The organism is Polaromonas aquatica, assembly GCF_050626995.1.
In the GTDB taxonomy this organism is placed as follows: domain Bacteria; phylum Pseudomonadota; class Gammaproteobacteria; order Burkholderiales; family Burkholderiaceae_C; genus Polaromonas; species Polaromonas aquatica_A.
In genome coordinates, this window is record NZ_CP192467.1 from 1,635,266 (window position 1) to 1,650,768 (window position 15,503).

Consider the following 15,503-nt stretch of genomic DNA (forward strand, 5'->3'; position numbering starts at 1 on the left):
GCAAAGTGGCCCGCTGTTTGCAAGACCGCCGCATCTTCAACTGAAAGGTGCACGCCATGTCTGACCGTTTCTCCCCCTACGACGCCGACCGGCCCCTGATGCTCAAGTGCAGCTGCGGCGGTGACCACGCGCCGGCCGATCACCACCCGGAGATGAACGCGGACGGCGCCGCCGCCGAGCTGCGCCGGCGCAGCCTGACCAGCGAGTTCGAGGCCTACTCCAACGAATTCATTGAAGCCACGCTGGTTAAGGCCCTGTTCCCGCAGGACGAAGTACGCCGCCGCTTTCTGCGTGCCGTCGGCAAAGGAACGGCCATGGCCGCCATCGCCAGCGTGCTGCCCGTCGGCACCATGCAGGCCATGGCGCAAGACAAGGGCAAGCTGGAAAAAACCAACCTGAAGATCGGCTTCATTCCCATCACCTGCGCCACGCCGCTGATCATGGCCCATCCACTGGGCTTCTACAGCAAGGAAGGCCTGAACGTTGAAGTCGTCAAGACCGCCGGCTGGGCGCTGATACGCGACAAGATGATCAACAAGGAATACGACGCCACGCACTTCCTCAGCCCCATGCCGCTGGCCATCTCGATGGGTGTGGGCTCCAACCCGGTGCCCATGAATGTGGCCACCATCCAGAACACCAACGGCCAGGCGATCACGCTGGCCAACAAGCACAAGGACAAACGCGATCCCAAGATGTGGAAGGGCTTCAAGTTTGCCGTGCCCTTTGAGTTCAGCATGCACAACTTTTTGCTGCGTTACTACGTAGCGGAAGCCGGGCTGAACCCCGACACCGACATCCAGATCCGAGTGGTGCCGCCGCCGGAGATGGTGGCCAACCTGCGCGCCGGCAACATTGACGGCTACCTCGGCCCCGACCCCTTCAACCAACGCGCGGTGTATGAAGAAATCGGCTTTTTGCACCTGCTGACCAAGGATTTGTGGAACGGCCACCCCTGCTGCGCGTTTGGCACCTCCACAGAATTCATCCAGAAGAACCCCAACACCTTTGCGGCGCTGTACCGCTCGGTGCTCACGGCCGCCGCCATGGCGCGCGACCCGAAAAACCGCGAGCTGATCGCCAAGGTGATTGCACCGCAGGCCTACCTGAACCAGCCTGAAACCGTGCTGACGCAGGTGCTGACAGGCCGCTTTGCTGACGGCCTGGGCAACATCAAGACCGTGCCGGACCGCGCCGACTTCGACCCGATCCCATGGCAGTCGATGGCGGTGTGGATGCTGACGCAGATGAAGCGTTGGGGCTATGTGAAGGGCGACATCAACTACAAGCAGATCGCCGAAAAAGTCTTCCTGCTGACCGACGCGAAAAAGCGCATGGCCGACCTGGGCCAGAAAGCGCCGGAAGGCGCATACCCCAAGTTCACCATCATGGGCAAGGTGTTTGATGCAGCCAAGCCGGACGAGTACCTCAAGAGCTTCGCCATCAACAAAATGGCGTAGTGGACATGCTCAAGTCACTGAACTTCAAGGCCACGCTGGTCTCGCTGCTGCTGCTGCTGGTGTTTCTGGCGGCGTGGCAGCTGGCCACGCTGCCGGCCACCGGCGGCGCAGCCGGGCCGGCGGTGTCAGCCGAGCAGGCCGAGTACCTGAAGATGCTGGGCAAAGACCCCGGTACGGCCAAGGCCGGCGGCTTCCCGACGCCGCTGCAAATGGGCCAAACCGCGTGGAGGCATCTGGCTGACCCGTTTTATGACAACGGCCCCAACGACAAGGGCATCGCCATCCAGCTTGGCTTTTCACTGGCGCGCGTGGGCCTGGGCTTTTTGCTGGCCTGCCTGGTGGCGATTCCGCTGGGTTTTGTGATCGGCATGTCGCCGCTGCTGCGCCGGGCGTTTGACCCGTTTATCCAGGTGCTCAAACCGATCTCTCCGTTGGCGTGGATGCCGCTGGCGCTCTACACCATCAAGGATTCGTCCATCTCGGGCATCTTTGTGATCTTTATCTGCTCGGTGTGGCCCATGCTGATCAATACGGCCTTTGGCGTGGCCTCGGTCAAGCGCGAATGGCTCAACGTGGCCAGCACGCTGGAAGTAAGCCCCCTGCGCAAGGCCTTTCAGGTCATCCTGCCCGCCGCGGCGCCCACCATCCTGACCGGCATGCGTATCTCCATGGGCATCGCCTGGCTGGTGATTGTGGCGGCCGAGATGCTGGTGGGCGGCACCGGCATCGGCTACTTCGTCTGGAACGAGTGGAACAACCTCTCGCTCACCAACGTCATCTTCGCCATCCTCGTCATCGGCATCGTCGGCATGCTGCTGGACCTGGCCTTTGCCCAGCTGCAGAAGGCGGTGACGTATGTGGAGTGACCTTGCGGCACGCACCCACACGACTCACCCCATCATGAAAGAACACCAGAGCATGCAGGGATTCCTCAAGATCGAAGGGCTGAGCAAAGACTTCAGCACCACCCTGCCCGCCAGGCCGGTGTTTGCCGATGTGTCTTTCACCATCAGCAAAGGCGAGTTCGTCTGCATCATCGGCCACTCGGGCTGCGGCAAGACCACCATCCTCAACGTGCTGGCCGGGCTGGACACCGCCACTGCCGGCCACATCTTTATGGAAAACCGCGAGATCGGCGGCCCCAGCCTGGAGCGCGGCGTGGTGTTCCAGAGCCACGCCCTCATGCCCTGGCTCACCGTGCGCAAGAACATCGCGTTTGCCGTGGTGTCGCGCTGGGCTGACTGGACGACCGCACAAGTCAACGCGCATGTAGAGAAGTTCGTCGCCATGGTGGGCCTGACACCCGCCATCGACAAAAAGCCATCACAACTCTCTGGCGGCATGAAGCAACGCGTAGGCATCGCCCGCGCCTTCGCCATCCAGCCCAAGATGCTGCTGCTCGACGAACCCTTTGGCGCCCTCGACGCACTGACGCGCGGCACCATCCAGGACGAACTCATGGCCATCGTGCGCGAGACACAGCAAACGGTTTTCATGATCACCCACGACGTGGACGAAGCCATCCTGCTGGCCGATCGCATCTTGCTGATGAGTAACGGCACCGACAACGACGGCGTCTACGCCCCAGGCCGCATCGCCGAAGAAGTCATCAACCCGCTCCCAAGAGAGCGCACCCGCGCCGGTCTGCACCACCTGCCTGGTTACTACGAGCTGCGCAACCACATCGTCGACTTCCTCGTCACGCGCGCCAAAGCGCATTGACCGCCCGTTTCACTTTCACTTCACCCAAACCATTTCACACACAGGAGCAAAGAGACCATGAACCGCAACGACATCACCGAAAAAATCATCACCGTCAAAGTCAGCAAAGGCATCACTTGGGAATCCGTCGCCAAAAAAGTTGGCCTCAGCAAGGAATGGACGACTGCCGGCTGCCTGGGCCAGATGACCTTTGACGAAAAACAAGCGAAGGTGATTGGCAAGATTTTTGGGTTGAACGCTGAAGAGCAGAAGTGGTTGCAAGTCGTGCCCTACAAAGGCTCACTGCCCACCCCCGTGCCCACCGACCCCCTCATCTACCGCTGGTACGAAATCGTCAGCGTCTACGGCACCACCATCAAGGAACTCATCCACGAAGAATTCGGCGACGGCATCATGAGCGCGATTGACTTCAGCATGGACATCGTGCGCCAGCCGGATCCCAAGGGCGATCGGGTGAATGTGGTGCTCTCGGGCAAGTTCTTGCCGTACAAGACTTATTGAGGCTGCTGGCGACACCACGGGAATCGGGGATTCGCCCGATTGAAATGCTAGGACAGCGCGTAGTCGCTCGGAACCCTTAGAAACAGGAACCGGCGACCCCCGTTCGCCTGAACGCATGCGAATTCCCTGGAATTCAAGTCAACCAGCTTGCAGGTAAAGAAAAGAGACTCCAGCGTCCCAAGCTTCTTGCCATCGATCTCATTGGTCTGAAGCTTGAGAAGGCCGTCGGTGACGTACCAAGGTCCAGAACTCTTCTCTTCGTTGGGCTCGCCCGTGATGCGTTCGCGAGCGGAGAAAGTGCCCGCAGAAGTGAGCGTGAACACGGTTTTGATTTGTCGCTCGCTGGGGTCTTTGGTTTCGTTGTACCAACTCCCGACGAGTGTCTCTTTCGCTTTCGCATCTTCTTTGGAGTCGAGGCCGTCACAGCCCACAATGACGGCCGAAAACGAAAGTAGAACCGCTACACATTTCATTTTGCAAAAATCCATACTCTGTCCCCTCCTGTTCGGTCATGACTAAAGCTTCGTCGGATCGCCAAGCGTCTTGTTAAGCCGCACCGCCTCTTTGACGAGACGGCGCAACAAGGCGGCGTTGACTTCCTCACCCTCGTGAAACTCTCTCGTCGCCATTTCGTACTTGCCGCCGGGTTTTAGCAGCGAGTCCATCTCGCGAAGGCGTTGCCCTCGCCAGAAGCCGAATAGCACGCGGGTTTCTTCTGCACGAATTAGCAGCACAGGCCCATTCGATAGATAGACCAGGTGTCCCCATTTGATGACTTCGTCCAGCGTGGCACTGTTCAGGACAGCTGCGCGCACTTGCTCAACCGTAGCGCGCCGCCAGCCGGACAGTGCGCTCACATAAGCATCTGGACTAGTCGCTGGAATTATTTTCTTTATCATCATGGGACTGCTTGGGATCGTATCGAAGTCGAATGGCTTCATGCGCTCCAATACGTACGCGCCGCGAAATTGTCATTACTAAGTCGACAAGAAGTTTGCTATCAGCGCGCTGGACTACGGTTGCATCGACAAAGCGACCCTCTTCGTAAGCTTTGAATTCGAGAAGTTGAAATGCCTCCTGAGGAAGCAAGATTGACTGGCCAGGAGGAAGTGCTCCGCTGAATACTCGAATCTCGTTTAAATGACAGACATATCCATCACCCTGCCCTTCAAGCTGTCGCACATTCAAATCATCTGGCTTGGGGTATCTCTTCTCGCCGTAGTCAGCATGTTGCCAGTCCCAAACCCAGTCGGGTCTTGTAGCGTTATCTAGAATGAGTAGGGGGTGCTGCCCATTACTCGTCAGGCGCGCCGCTTCCGTTTTTAGGGCACCCCAATATGAAGCCGCATCAGGCGTATGAATTTCTCGGACAGCGAGTGCGCGAATGACATCCGAAAGCACTATTGCCCCCACCTGGTTTGCCATTGTTTCTGCCCAAAAATCATCCTCATTTGACGCACGCTGATCAATTTCAATCTTGGTCAGTTCGCCTTTTCTAACTTGCTGGGATCTGAGCTTGAAATCATTCAGATCTCCAACTCGGAACTTGACTGAGGAAAATAGTGGCACTGGGAACTCGGCAGTTGCCGCCTGAAATCCAGTACGAGAGGCATATATAGCCAATTGCTTTAGCCGGTCGGGGTCAACTGGCTCGTTGGCGAGGGCCTCGGCACGCTTCTCTTCGAGATAGCCCTTCAAAGCCTGAATTCCCTGCTTTGCTCGAAGCCATCCAGTGGCCGCGTCGTGGACTTTTGCCGTTCTCCTCAGAATCGTGGAGTAAAGCTTGGTAGGAATTGCGCCATCTTCATCAACCCTCCTTTCGAATTCCTCCAACCGATTCTTCAGCACTGCAACACTGTCGTACTGTTGGCCTAACCAAACATCAATTCTCTGTCGAAGTGAATTGCTCGGTGTCCAATCAGAATCAGAAAGTACAGCTAGGAGGGTCAGCTGGAGATCTTGCAGCGACCCCACATCATCAGCACCACTAAATGAATAAATACGCGCACTCACCATGCTTGGCCGTTGCATATCTTTTATGCTTTCGACAAACCCGCTGAGACGACTAACATAGCCGCCACGATATTCACCGCTCGCCGCATACTGCCTAACCTTTGCCAGCAGATAACCCGGCGCCGAAAGGTTGCTAAGCGGATCGGACATCGTTCCGCCTCCCTTCCACAGCTTTCCTATCAGCAGGCCGCTCGCGATATCCACAGCCAGTGATTCATCAAGATTGGGCCGTTCATCGTTTCGAGCCCACCAAAGTAACAATTCCACAGTTATAAGCCGAATGTCTGTCCAGTAATTTCGGAGCGCGGCCACGACTACACCGCGTTGTACTGCAAGAAGATTCCGATCGTCCCACCGGGTGTCTTGATCGTTCAACCCTAAGGTGGAATACACCTTCTCCCACGGCAACGCGATGTGTTCAATCGTCAGGAAATCCGTTTTGTTGTATAGCGAGAACGGCTGGCGATAGTGGTCGTGAGTGCCCCACCACTTCGTCAGGATATCTACCAACCATTCCGCAGCGGCTTTGTCACCCCTCGAGACCGCACCGAGCAGCATACGAGCGGTTTTTTCGATGTGAGAGGCCTGGAGCTGGACGATAGCAGATGCGGTCGTCCAATCAAAGTTCTGGGGATCGGGAAGATTGGCAATCACCCCGCGCGCTGACTCCCATCCTGATACAAACGACTGCAAAACTTCGTCATACGTGCGATGCAACGGTGGGCGAAGAACGGCAGACTGGTGGGACCCATGATCCATGATGCCTTGCTCCTCGATGCGGCGCGCCCACCATGATCCGAGTTGGAACATAAACAGGCCCGATAGCTGCAACACTTGTTCGCGCACCTCAATCGGCGATGCTTCAAGAGCTTTGCCGTTCAAATGCTGAGCGATGTGGCAAACACGCTTAGCGGGCCGAGTCTCGTGCGTTATTGCTTCAATGGCGGCAAGAAATATGGAGCGATATGAATCGGCCCATTCCACGTGCAATCTCTGCTCAAAGATACTTTGGGAGTTTGGCAGCAACGCCCAACTGCCTGTCGTTCCATCCTCCTGCTTTACCAACGAAGCTTCAAGCAGCAACTCGTGCAGAGTAACGAACGTGTCATATGCACGCTGGAACGATTCGGCGTCATGTTTAGACGCCGCTTCTCGAGCGTCGGTTTCTAATTCAGAGAGCAGCGCCGCCAGTTGAATTCCGGAGCGTTCTCCCTTGGTGGCCTTGAAGACGAACGCCCAACGAAGGAGCAGCTGTTGCCACTTTTCTAAGCTCGGTCCGGCGTCAACATTTGCCAGCGGAATAGTATCTGCATAGACCCTGCCGGGGACGAACGAGAATGTCAACAGAGGCCACTTATTTGATTCAAACAAGCCACTCTTAGTTGAGCGTGGCCACTTTCGTGCTGACCGCATCCACATATCGACCACGAGACGAAGAGGCCAAAGGCGGACATTGTGCAAGCGGCTTGGCTCGTGAAATACGAGTTGTCCCTGTTCCGCACCCTCCCGAAAGCCAATGCCATACAACATGACCTTGGGCCCATCGGGCACCTTGTCGTCGAGGTACACAGGCGCCGGTATCCATTTTTTGGATTGAGCCTGCGAAAGTACTTGGAAGGAATACAGCCGTGCGATCTCACGGGGCAGCGCTACATTCAGTGCATATCGCCTAACTACGGCGAGTTGCACCTCGGGTCGCAAAAAATCAATTGTTCGATAAAGAAAGAACGTCGTCAGAACGGCGTTTAGCAAGAACCACGCAGCGTCCAGTGCCACCCATCCAGGAAGAGCAGGGGCACCGTGGGTGGACAGCATCACATACTGAGCCGCCATAAGTACGACAAGGGCCAGTGAAGACAAGCCGGCAACTAGAGCACCGGAGTCAAGGATATACAAATGAACAAAGGCTTCTGATGCAGGACGTCGTTGGAGAAAAACGGTGACGAATGCGATGACAATCGGATAGACCAAAGCGGCTAACGTAGCCTGCACTGACCATAGCGCGGTGAAGTGCGCCAGTTGCTCCTCTGCCCCCCAGTTTTCCCAGCGCGGAACGACCCAGTTTTCAGGAATCAGTTGCCCTAACACCCACAGCGCGAGCATCAGCAGAAAAAGTGATACGCAGAAGCGCCAAGGACGCTCACCGGCGAAAAGCAGTTCTTTGTCTAACCATGAAAGTGCATATCGCTTTCGACAGGCGTTGAATGCTGTCCAATCGGCGATATCCTGCCGAACGACTCGACGAATCGACCACGGCGTATTAATCCAGCCCATTCGTACTCCTTCGCAGAACCTTGAGTCCGATTTTAGTGTTGCAGTGTGCTTGACTCTCCCTTCAATCGGAGGAGGCCAGCGTTTTTTCTCGTTAGGGTGACTCACTTGTCGCTCGTCCACCTAGCGGCGGACTTAAGTCGTCGGGCTGACATTAACCGGCATCGCTGAAGCTAAGGGCAAAATGCCACACATGAACTCCCTATTAGGCATCCGCATCCTCGACCTCTCCCGCGTGCTCGCAGGTCCCTGGTGTACTCAGACACTCGCCGACCTGGGCGCGGATGTCATCAAGATTGAACGGCCGGGCACGGGCGATGACACGCGGACGTGGGGCCCTCCATTTTTGAAGGATGCGCAGGGGGCAGATACCGAGGCGGCTTATTACCTGGGCACGAACCGCAACAAGCGATCTGTGACCTGCGACATCGCGCAGCCTGCGGGCCAGGCGCTGGTGCGTGCGCTGGCTGCCCATTGCGATGTGTTTGTAGAGAACTTCAAGGTCGGCGACATGGCGCGCTATGGGCTGGACTATGCGTCGCTCAAAGCCATCAACCCGCGCCTCGTTTACTGCTCGGTCACGGGCTTTGGGCAGAACGGGCCGTATGCGGATCGGGCGGGTTATGACTATGCGATTCAGGGCATGGGCGGGCTGATGAGTGTGACGGGTGAGCGTGATGACCTGGGCGGTGGGCCTCAAAAAGTGGGCGTGGCGGTGGCGGATTTGATGACGGGGATGTATGCGACGGTGGCGATACTCGCCGCGCTGCGCCATGCCGAGAAAACCGGCGAGGGCCAGCAGGTGGACATGGCGCTGCTGGACACCCAAGTGGCCATGCTGGCCAACCTGGGTGCCAACTATTTAGTCAGCGGCAAGGCGCCGGGCCGGGCTGGCAATGCGCACCAGAACATCGTGCCGTATCAGGTGTTTGAAGTGGCGCCTGCAGTCGACGGCACCAAGGACCATTTGATTCTGGCGGTGGGCAATGACTCGCAGTATGCGAAGTTCTGCGCGGTGGCCAACATACCGGAGTTGGCGACCAACCCGCTCTTTGCCACCAACCGCAACCGCGTGCAGAACCGCGGCCAGCTGGTGCCGATTCTGGAGGCGGTGATGAAGACACGCAGCAAGGCCGACTGGCTGGGTGCGCTGGAGGCGGCCAAGGTGCCTTGCGGGGCGATCAACAGCCTGGCGGAGGTGTTTGCCGACCCGCAGGTTGAGGCACGCAACATGGTGACGGAGTGGAAGCACCCGGTGAAGGATGATTTGAAGCTGGTCTCCAGCCCTATTCGCATGAGTGCGACGCCGGTGCGCACCGACTTGCCGCCGCCGCTGCTGGGCCAGCACACGGATGAAGTGCTACGCGAGGTGCTGAACTATTCAGACGCCAAGCTGTCTGAACTCAAGGGCGGCAAGATCATTTGACGCCCGGCATTGGATCGGCAAACTTCAACAACGAGGTGTCGCGATGAAACACAATTTTGTTCTGGTGCACGGCGCGTGGCACGGCGGCTGGTGCTGGCGGCGAGTGGCGCAGGCGCTACAGCTGGACCACCATAAGGTCTTCACGCCGACGCTGACGGGCCTGGGCGAGCGCGCCCACCTGCTCTCGCCGGCCATCAACCTGGACACGCACATCAACGACGTGATCAACCTGATCGAGGCGGAAGAGCTGCACGAGGTGATCCTCGCGGTGCACTCTTACGCCGGGATGATCGGCACGGCCGTCACCGACCGCATGCCGGAGCGCATCAAGCACCTGGTGTACGTGGACGCGGTAGTGCCCAAGCCGGGCGAGAGCTGGAGCAGCACGCAGGCCAGCGCCACGCAGCAGCAGCGCATGGCGGCGGCGCAGGCCTCGGCGAACTTCAGTTTTCCGCCGCCTGACCCGGAGGTATTTGGCCTGCATGACGCCGACCGCGAGTGGGTGAAGCGCCGGCAGACGCCGCACCCCGGCAACACCTACCAGGCGCCGCTGCAGTTTGATATGAAACGCGTGGCTGCAGTGCCGCGCACCTTTGTCAATTGCGTTGACCCGGCACTGGCGACCATTGCGCCCAGCCGGTTGCGTGTGCAAGACCCGAAGTTCTGGGACGGTGCGTGGCTGCCGGGTTCGCGCGTGGTGGAAATCAAGACCGGGCATGACCCGATGATCAGCGAGCCTGCGGCGTTGACGAAGATCTTGCTAGAGAGCGCTGAATGAAGCTAGTGGGCCGCCGCCAGTTCAGCGCTGCATTGGTAGGCAGCCTGGCCTTGCCGCAACTCGCGCTGGCCAAAGATACGGCTTTGCCTGTGCCCGCTTCTTTGCCGGCGGCGGCATTCATTGCGGCCGCAAAAAAGGAGCCGATGGTGCTGCTGATCAGCCTGCCCGGCTGTCCTTTCTGCGAGCTGGTGCGGCGTAACTACTTGCTACCGGCGCAACGTGACGGCAGCCTGCATGCCTGGCAGCTCAACATCAGCGACCGCACAACGCCGCTGACCGGCTTTGATGGCAAGGTGACAACAGCCGCCGCGCAAGTTGCCGCATGGAAAGCAGGCTTCACGCCGACTGTGCTGTTTCTCGGCCCCGCCGGGCAAGAGCTGGCGGAACGGTTGGTGGGCCTGGCGTCGGTCGACTTTTACGGTGCTTACCTGGATGAGCGGCTGGCAGAGGCGCGCAGGGCTGCAGTGGCGTCAAGCAGATGAAATGCGGACCGCCAGGGTCGCATGCAGTGGAGCTTGACTTGAGCCTCGTTTTGCTATTGTTTTGATAGCTATTGGCGCCCGTATTGATTGGGCAGAAGGCGGTTTTTATGCTTAATTCATGCTTAAAACTGCCCTGAAAAGGTCCCCTGCAAAGGACTTTGGCGTGCCGCGCAGCTTTTTCACCCCTCACCACCACATACAAGCCCCGCCCCGCATGAATGACCAGGAATCGCTGCTTGCCGCTATCCATGAGGAGGTGGCCTTGCACCCCTATAACCCGGCCTGGCCCCTGCAGTTTGCGGCTGAGCGGGACCGCCTGTTTGCGCTCTCCCCTCAACTGCCGGCCCGGCTGATCGACATCCAGCACATCGGGAGCACGGCCGTGCCGGGCCTGGTGGCCAAGCCGGTGATTGATATGCTTGCCGGCGTTGAATCCATGGCGGCGGCTGAAGCGCTTATTGCGCCGCTGTGCGCCAACGGCTACACGACCTCTGCCGAGTTCAACGCTTCGCTGACGGACCGCAAATGGCTGATGCGCTGGGCCGATGGGCGGCGCACGCATCATTTGCATGTGGTGGCGCATGGCGGCGAGGTGTGGGCGCAACGCCTGCGCTTTCGTGACGCCCTGCGTTCGGACCCGGCGCTGGCTGCGCGCTATGCAGCGCTCAAGGCGGAACTGGCGGCCAGGCATCCGGATGACCGCGAGGCTTATACCGATGCCAAAGCCGCGTTTGTGCAGGCGGCAAGCGGAGGCTGAGCCTTCCTGCTCCCCCCTGCTCCCTTCTATTAAGCCGCTGAATCAACCCGCTAGACCGGTACTGATACCTTCTTCCACGCTTGGCGCAACAGGCTTCGGTGGTAAATTCAAATCCGTTCAAGCAGGAGAGCGCTGCCCTTCAAGGCAGCCACCGAAGGCGCAAACTTCCATAATCGCTCAGGTCCCGTACTGCCCGGAACACACAGCCGTCTGGAGAGACGCCGCACGCAACGTGCAGCGCACCGAAGGAGCAAAGCCGATGCTTGTCACTAAACACAGGACATAAAAAGCAGCGGCTGAATCTCTCAGGTACCAAGGACAGTGGAAGCGGCCGCAAGCATGTGATGGCTTGGCGGTTGCCACGATTCTTCCGATTCAACAGCAACCTCTGGCACGGCGCTTGCGCTACTGCAATGTTCTGCTTGAATGAAAAGGAACTGCCATGAAAGTCATGGTTTTGGGGGCGGGTGTCACGGGTATCACCACGGCCTGGTATTTGGCGCAACACGGCCATGAGGTCACGGTGGTGGAGCGGCGCGGCGCGGCCGCGATGGAAACCAGCTTCGCCAATGGCGGGCAAATATCCGTCAGCCACGCGGAGCCCTGGGCAAACCCGGGCGCACCGCTCAAGGTGTTGCAATGGCTGGCGCGTGAAGACGCACCGCTGCTCTTCAGGCTGCGGGCCGATGTAAACCAGTGGCTGTGGGGGCTGGAATTCTTGCGCAACTGCACGCCGGCACGCACGGCCCAAAACATCAAACAAATCGTGAACCTGGGCATGTACAGCCGCGGTGCGCTGCAAAAGTTGCGCGCCGACCTGGGCCTGCTGTACAACGCGCAGACCAGGGGCATCCTGCACTTCTACACCAGCCAGGCTGAATACGATGCCGCGCAGGAGCCCGCGCGCATCATGCGCGAGCACGGCTGCGAGCTGGACATGAAAACCGCCGACGAGTGCGTGGCGATTGAGCCCGCGCTGGCGCAATGCCGCGGCAGCATCGTGGGCGGGAGCATGACGCCCAGCGACGAGTCAGGCGACGCGCGCGCATTTACCGCCGCGCTAGCCGCGCGCTGCGAGCAGGCGGGCGTCAAATTTTTGTACAACACCACCGTGCTGGGCCTGGATGCCGCAGGCAGACAGCTGGACGGCGTGCAAGTCGCGATCGGCAGCGGCGAGGCCGGGGGCAAGGTCGAGATGCTGAAGGCCGATGCGTATGTGATGTGCCTGGGCGCCTTCAGCGCGCAGTGGGCCAAGGTGCTGGGGCAGAGCCTGCGCATCTACCCGGCAAAGGGTTACTCGGTCACGTTGCCTGTCATCAACGAGGCGGCGTCTTACCAGGTCAGCCTGACGGACGACGAATACAAGCTGGTGTTCTCGCGTTTTGGCAACCGCCTGCGCATTGCGGGCACGGCCGAGCTCAACGGCTATAACACCGAGCTGAACCTGGTGCGCTGCAACGCCATCGTCCGCCGGGTAAAGCAGCTCTTCCCCGATATGACGGACGGCGAAGGCGCGCAGTTCTGGACGGGCCTGCGCCCGGCGACGCCGAGCAACGTGCCTTACATCGGCAAGAGCAAAGCGTCCAACGTCTTCCTGAACACCGGACACGGCACGCTGGGCTGGACGCATGCCTGCGGCTCGGGCGCGGCGATTGCGGACATCGTGAGTGGTCAGGTGCCGGAGGTGGACTTTGCATTTACCGGTATGCCTGCGCCAGGGCGTGTGATGGCATTGCCGGGAATGGCGAAGGCCTGAACAAGGGTTGAACTACAGGGGCCTGCAGCGCGCTGGTGGACACGGTAATATCGCCCTCCGTTCAACAGCCGCTTGCCGCCATGACCTCATCCGCCACCACGCCTCCCGACGGCCTCCCGCACTACCGCCTTCTCACGGGACCGGACGACGCAAGCTTTTGCCGCCGGGTAAGTGAAGTGCTTGCCATGGGTTACGAGCTCTATGGCTCGCCGGCAGCGACCTTCAACGGCGAGAACGTCATCGTGGCGCAGGCGGTGCTGTGGCCTTCCGCGAAAAAGAACAATTCATGAGCAATGCCCTGCCCTTGAACCCCGCCACCCTGCAGGCCATGGCGGACTTTCCGCGCCAGCTCGAACAGTTCTACGACGCCATTCCTGAAAGCCACAAAAACTGGGCGCCCCCGTCATGGGAAGGCATTCCCAGTGAAACCTTCACGGCCATTGGGCAGATCTGCCACGTGAGGGACATCGAGATCGACGGCTACCACGTGCGTATTCGGCGCACGCTGCAGGAATCGAACCCGGTGTTGGAGTCCCTGGACGGCTACGTGCTGGAGAAGGAACGCAACTACGCCGCAGCTGATGTGCGCAAAGCCTTTGCGGAGTTCAGGCAGGCGCGCATCAACACCATGGACATGCTGTCGGGCCTTACGCCGCAGCAGCTTGCCCGTACCGCGGAGTTCGAAGGTTACGGCGCCCTCACGCTGCGCAGCCTGGTGCATTACCTGTGCAGCCACGACCAGCAGCACCTGGCGGGACTGCAATGGCTGCTCGGGAAAATCGACGCGTCTCTCGCTGGATACCCGGCCGCAGCGTCCGCTGCCGCAAACCCCGCCCCCTGAGGCACGGGTATGCCGCCCAAAAGGGGACATAAGAGCCGGCAGCGGCTCGCGCTCTTCAATGGAAAAACAACATCTTTCGCATCGAATACGGTCGTTTATGTCACGAAGGTATTCATTTGAATGTAACAAAAAGTTGCTCCAGACACACTTTCATGCACACTGATTGGGCGGAGAGCGGAGTTGTGCCCCAGAGGTGCACAAGCCGGTAATCCTGCGTATCGGTTTCATAGACAACTGGAGTGATCAAGATGAAGTTTTATTTGCGCCATGCCGCAATATTGGCCAGCGCCGCTTGCGCCCTGGGTTCTGCAACAGCCCAGACCGACGAGGCGAAGCCCGCACGCAAGACAAAAGCAGCGGCCGCTACCCCTGCACCCGAAAAGTATTCCGGCCCCCGCGAAAAAATGGTGGTGGCCATGCCCAAGACCTACGGCAAGACAGAGACCATGGCCTTGTGGGGTGACTACTTCAGCCACCTCTCACGCTGCGCGAACGTCGAGCTGCAAAATGCTCAGGGCGATTCCCTCGAGCGCACCAGCAACGTCGACATCCTGGGCGAGAAGGAGCTGATCGAAGCCCTTTCGACCGGCAAGGCCCAGATCGGGCAGGTCAACCCAGGGCTGGCCGCGCAGATGGTCACCGCCGGGCAGGCCGCGCCGTTCGGCGTGCCGGGCAACAAGGCCACCGGCCAGCGCAATTCGTACAAGCTGATCCTGGTCACCCGCATCGACAGCCCCTACAAAGAGCCCAAGGACCTGATCGGCAAAAAAATCGCCCACACCACGCCTACCTCCAACTCCGGCAACCTGGCGCCGCGCGCACTGTTCCCGGCCCTGGGCCTGACACCGGACAAGGACTACGAAGTGGTTTTCTCCAACGGGCATGAGCGCTCGGTCACGGGTGTGATGCATGGGTTTTACCCCGCTGCGGCCGTGGCCAGCGATTTGTATCAGCGCATGGTCGTCAAGGGCGACGTCAAAGGCTCGAGTATCCGTACGATCTGGGAAAGCCCGCCTTTCATGACGGAAACCTGGACCATGAGCAAGGACGTCTCGCCAGAACTGCAGGCACGCGTCAAGAAGTGCTCGTTCAGCTACAACTTCTCGCCCACGCTGAAGAAGCAGCTGCCCGGCAACGACACCTTCCTGCCCATCAACTTCGACCGCGACTTCGCAACGGTGATGCAGGTCTACCGCGCCAGCCAGAAGAAATAAGGCCCCCACGGTCGCTCACTTCGTGTAGCTTCCTGCCCCCCCGAGGGGCCGCCCGCCTGCGGCCCGGCGAAGCCGAAAATTTGGCACACCCCTATCGGGCTCACTATGTGTAGCCCTTTTCCCCTTGCAGGGGACGGTGCCTGCGGCCCGGCAAAGCCGGTTCCGCGGCACCCCTGGCTTGAAGAGTCCGATGGCGTAACTAACGGGGGGTATTCCACCAGCGGGGGCCGAGGGTCCGGCTTCGCCGGCCCCAGGCGCCGACCCCTGGAAGGGGGGAACAGG

15 protein-coding genes and 1 riboswitch are annotated in these 15,503 nt (G+C 59.5%); of the genes, 12 read left to right on the plus strand and 3 right to left on the minus strand.

Annotated elements, in window-relative coordinates; translation table 11 throughout:
* Positions 1–56: 56 nt before the first annotated feature.
* Genes ACQ4MS_RS07825 through cynS form a run of 4 tightly spaced genes read left to right on the plus strand, consistent with a single transcriptional unit; the run spans position 57 to position 3,683 of the window.
* Positions 57–1,460: a CmpA/NrtA family ABC transporter substrate-binding protein gene (locus ACQ4MS_RS07825; protein ID WP_431098863.1), complete on the plus strand. Its 1,404-nt coding sequence runs from the start codon at positions 57–59 to the stop codon at positions 1,458–1,460.
* Between the two features lie 5 nt (positions 1,461–1,465).
* Entirely contained in the window at positions 1,466–2,326 is an 861-nt protein-coding gene (gene ntrB, locus ACQ4MS_RS07830; protein WP_431098864.1) for a nitrate ABC transporter permease, read from the plus strand.
* Between the two features lie 34 nt (positions 2,327–2,360).
* The gene (locus tag ACQ4MS_RS07835; RefSeq protein WP_431098865.1) at positions 2,361–3,182 is read left to right on the plus strand and encodes an ABC transporter ATP-binding protein; all 822 of its coding nucleotides are present in this window, start codon (positions 2,361–2,363) and stop codon (positions 3,180–3,182) included.
* 57 nt (positions 3,183–3,239) lie between these two features.
* Positions 3,240–3,683 carry a cyanase gene (cynS, locus tag ACQ4MS_RS07840; RefSeq protein ID WP_431098866.1) on the plus strand — a complete coding sequence of 148 codons (444 nt, stop codon included), beginning with the start codon at positions 3,240–3,242 and terminating at the stop codon, positions 3,681–3,683.
* A gap of 47 nt (positions 3,684–3,730) precedes the next feature.
* On the opposite strand, the gene ACQ4MS_RS07845 is transcribed toward cynS, so the two are convergent.
* Genes ACQ4MS_RS07845 through ACQ4MS_RS07855 form a run of 3 tightly spaced genes read right to left on the minus strand, consistent with a single transcriptional unit; the run spans position 3,731 to position 7,970 of the window.
* On the minus strand, positions 3,731–4,171 hold the full coding sequence (locus tag ACQ4MS_RS07845) for a hypothetical protein (protein WP_431098867.1): 441 nt from the start codon (positions 4,169–4,171) through the stop codon (positions 3,731–3,733).
* Between the two features lie 27 nt (positions 4,172–4,198).
* Positions 4,199–4,540 carry a DUF1801 domain-containing protein gene (locus ACQ4MS_RS07850; protein ID WP_431098868.1) on the minus strand — a complete coding sequence of 114 codons (342 nt, stop codon included), beginning with the start codon at positions 4,538–4,540 and terminating at the stop codon, positions 4,199–4,201.
* Positions 4,541–4,553: 13 nt separating this feature from the next.
* A complete protein-coding gene (locus ACQ4MS_RS07855; protein WP_431098869.1) occupies positions 4,554–7,970 on the minus strand; it encodes a hypothetical protein in 3,417 nt (1,138 codons plus the stop codon).
* 190 nt (positions 7,971–8,160) lie between these two features.
* Here ACQ4MS_RS07855 and ACQ4MS_RS07860 point away from each other — a divergent pair, with 190 nt between their 5' ends.
* The 8 genes from ACQ4MS_RS07860 (at position 8,161) to phnD (ending at position 15,221) form a co-directional block, all read left to right on the plus strand.
* Positions 8,161–9,393 (plus strand): CaiB/BaiF CoA transferase family protein, encoded by a 1,233-nt coding sequence (locus ACQ4MS_RS07860; RefSeq protein ID WP_431098870.1) that lies wholly within the window; start codon positions 8,161–8,163, stop codon positions 9,391–9,393.
* A 43-nt stretch (positions 9,394–9,436) separates the two neighbouring features.
* Entirely contained in the window at positions 9,437–10,171 is a 735-nt protein-coding gene (locus tag ACQ4MS_RS07865; protein ID WP_431098871.1) for an alpha/beta fold hydrolase, read from the plus strand.
* Positions 10,168–10,653 carry a hypothetical protein gene (locus tag ACQ4MS_RS07870; protein ID WP_431098872.1) on the plus strand — a complete coding sequence of 162 codons (486 nt, stop codon included), beginning with the start codon at positions 10,168–10,170 and terminating at the stop codon, positions 10,651–10,653. Before ACQ4MS_RS07865 ends, ACQ4MS_RS07870 begins: the two co-directional genes overlap by 4 nt.
* 214 nt (positions 10,654–10,867) lie before the next feature.
* A complete protein-coding gene (locus ACQ4MS_RS07875; RefSeq protein ID WP_431098873.1) occupies positions 10,868–11,410 on the plus strand; it encodes a GrpB family protein in 543 nt (180 codons plus the stop codon).
* Positions 11,411–11,522: 112 nt separating this feature from the next.
* Positions 11,523–11,612: riboswitch (glycine riboswitch) on the plus strand.
* Positions 11,613–11,852: 240 nt separating this feature from the next.
* A complete protein-coding gene (locus ACQ4MS_RS07880; protein WP_431098875.1) occupies positions 11,853–13,166 on the plus strand; it encodes a D-amino acid dehydrogenase in 1,314 nt (437 codons plus the stop codon).
* A gap of 80 nt (positions 13,167–13,246) precedes the next feature.
* Positions 13,247–13,456, plus strand: coding sequence for a DUF1737 domain-containing protein (locus ACQ4MS_RS07885; protein WP_431098877.1), 210 nt, complete (start codon positions 13,247–13,249; stop codon positions 13,454–13,456).
* Entirely contained in the window at positions 13,453–14,007 is a 555-nt protein-coding gene (locus tag ACQ4MS_RS07890) for a DinB family protein (protein WP_431098879.1), read from the plus strand. Before ACQ4MS_RS07885 ends, ACQ4MS_RS07890 begins: the two co-directional genes overlap by 4 nt.
* A gap of 248 nt (positions 14,008–14,255) precedes the next feature.
* Entirely contained in the window at positions 14,256–15,221 is a 966-nt protein-coding gene (phnD, locus tag ACQ4MS_RS07895; protein ID WP_431098881.1) for a phosphate/phosphite/phosphonate ABC transporter substrate-binding protein, read from the plus strand.
* Positions 15,222–15,503: the final 282 nt, after the last annotated feature.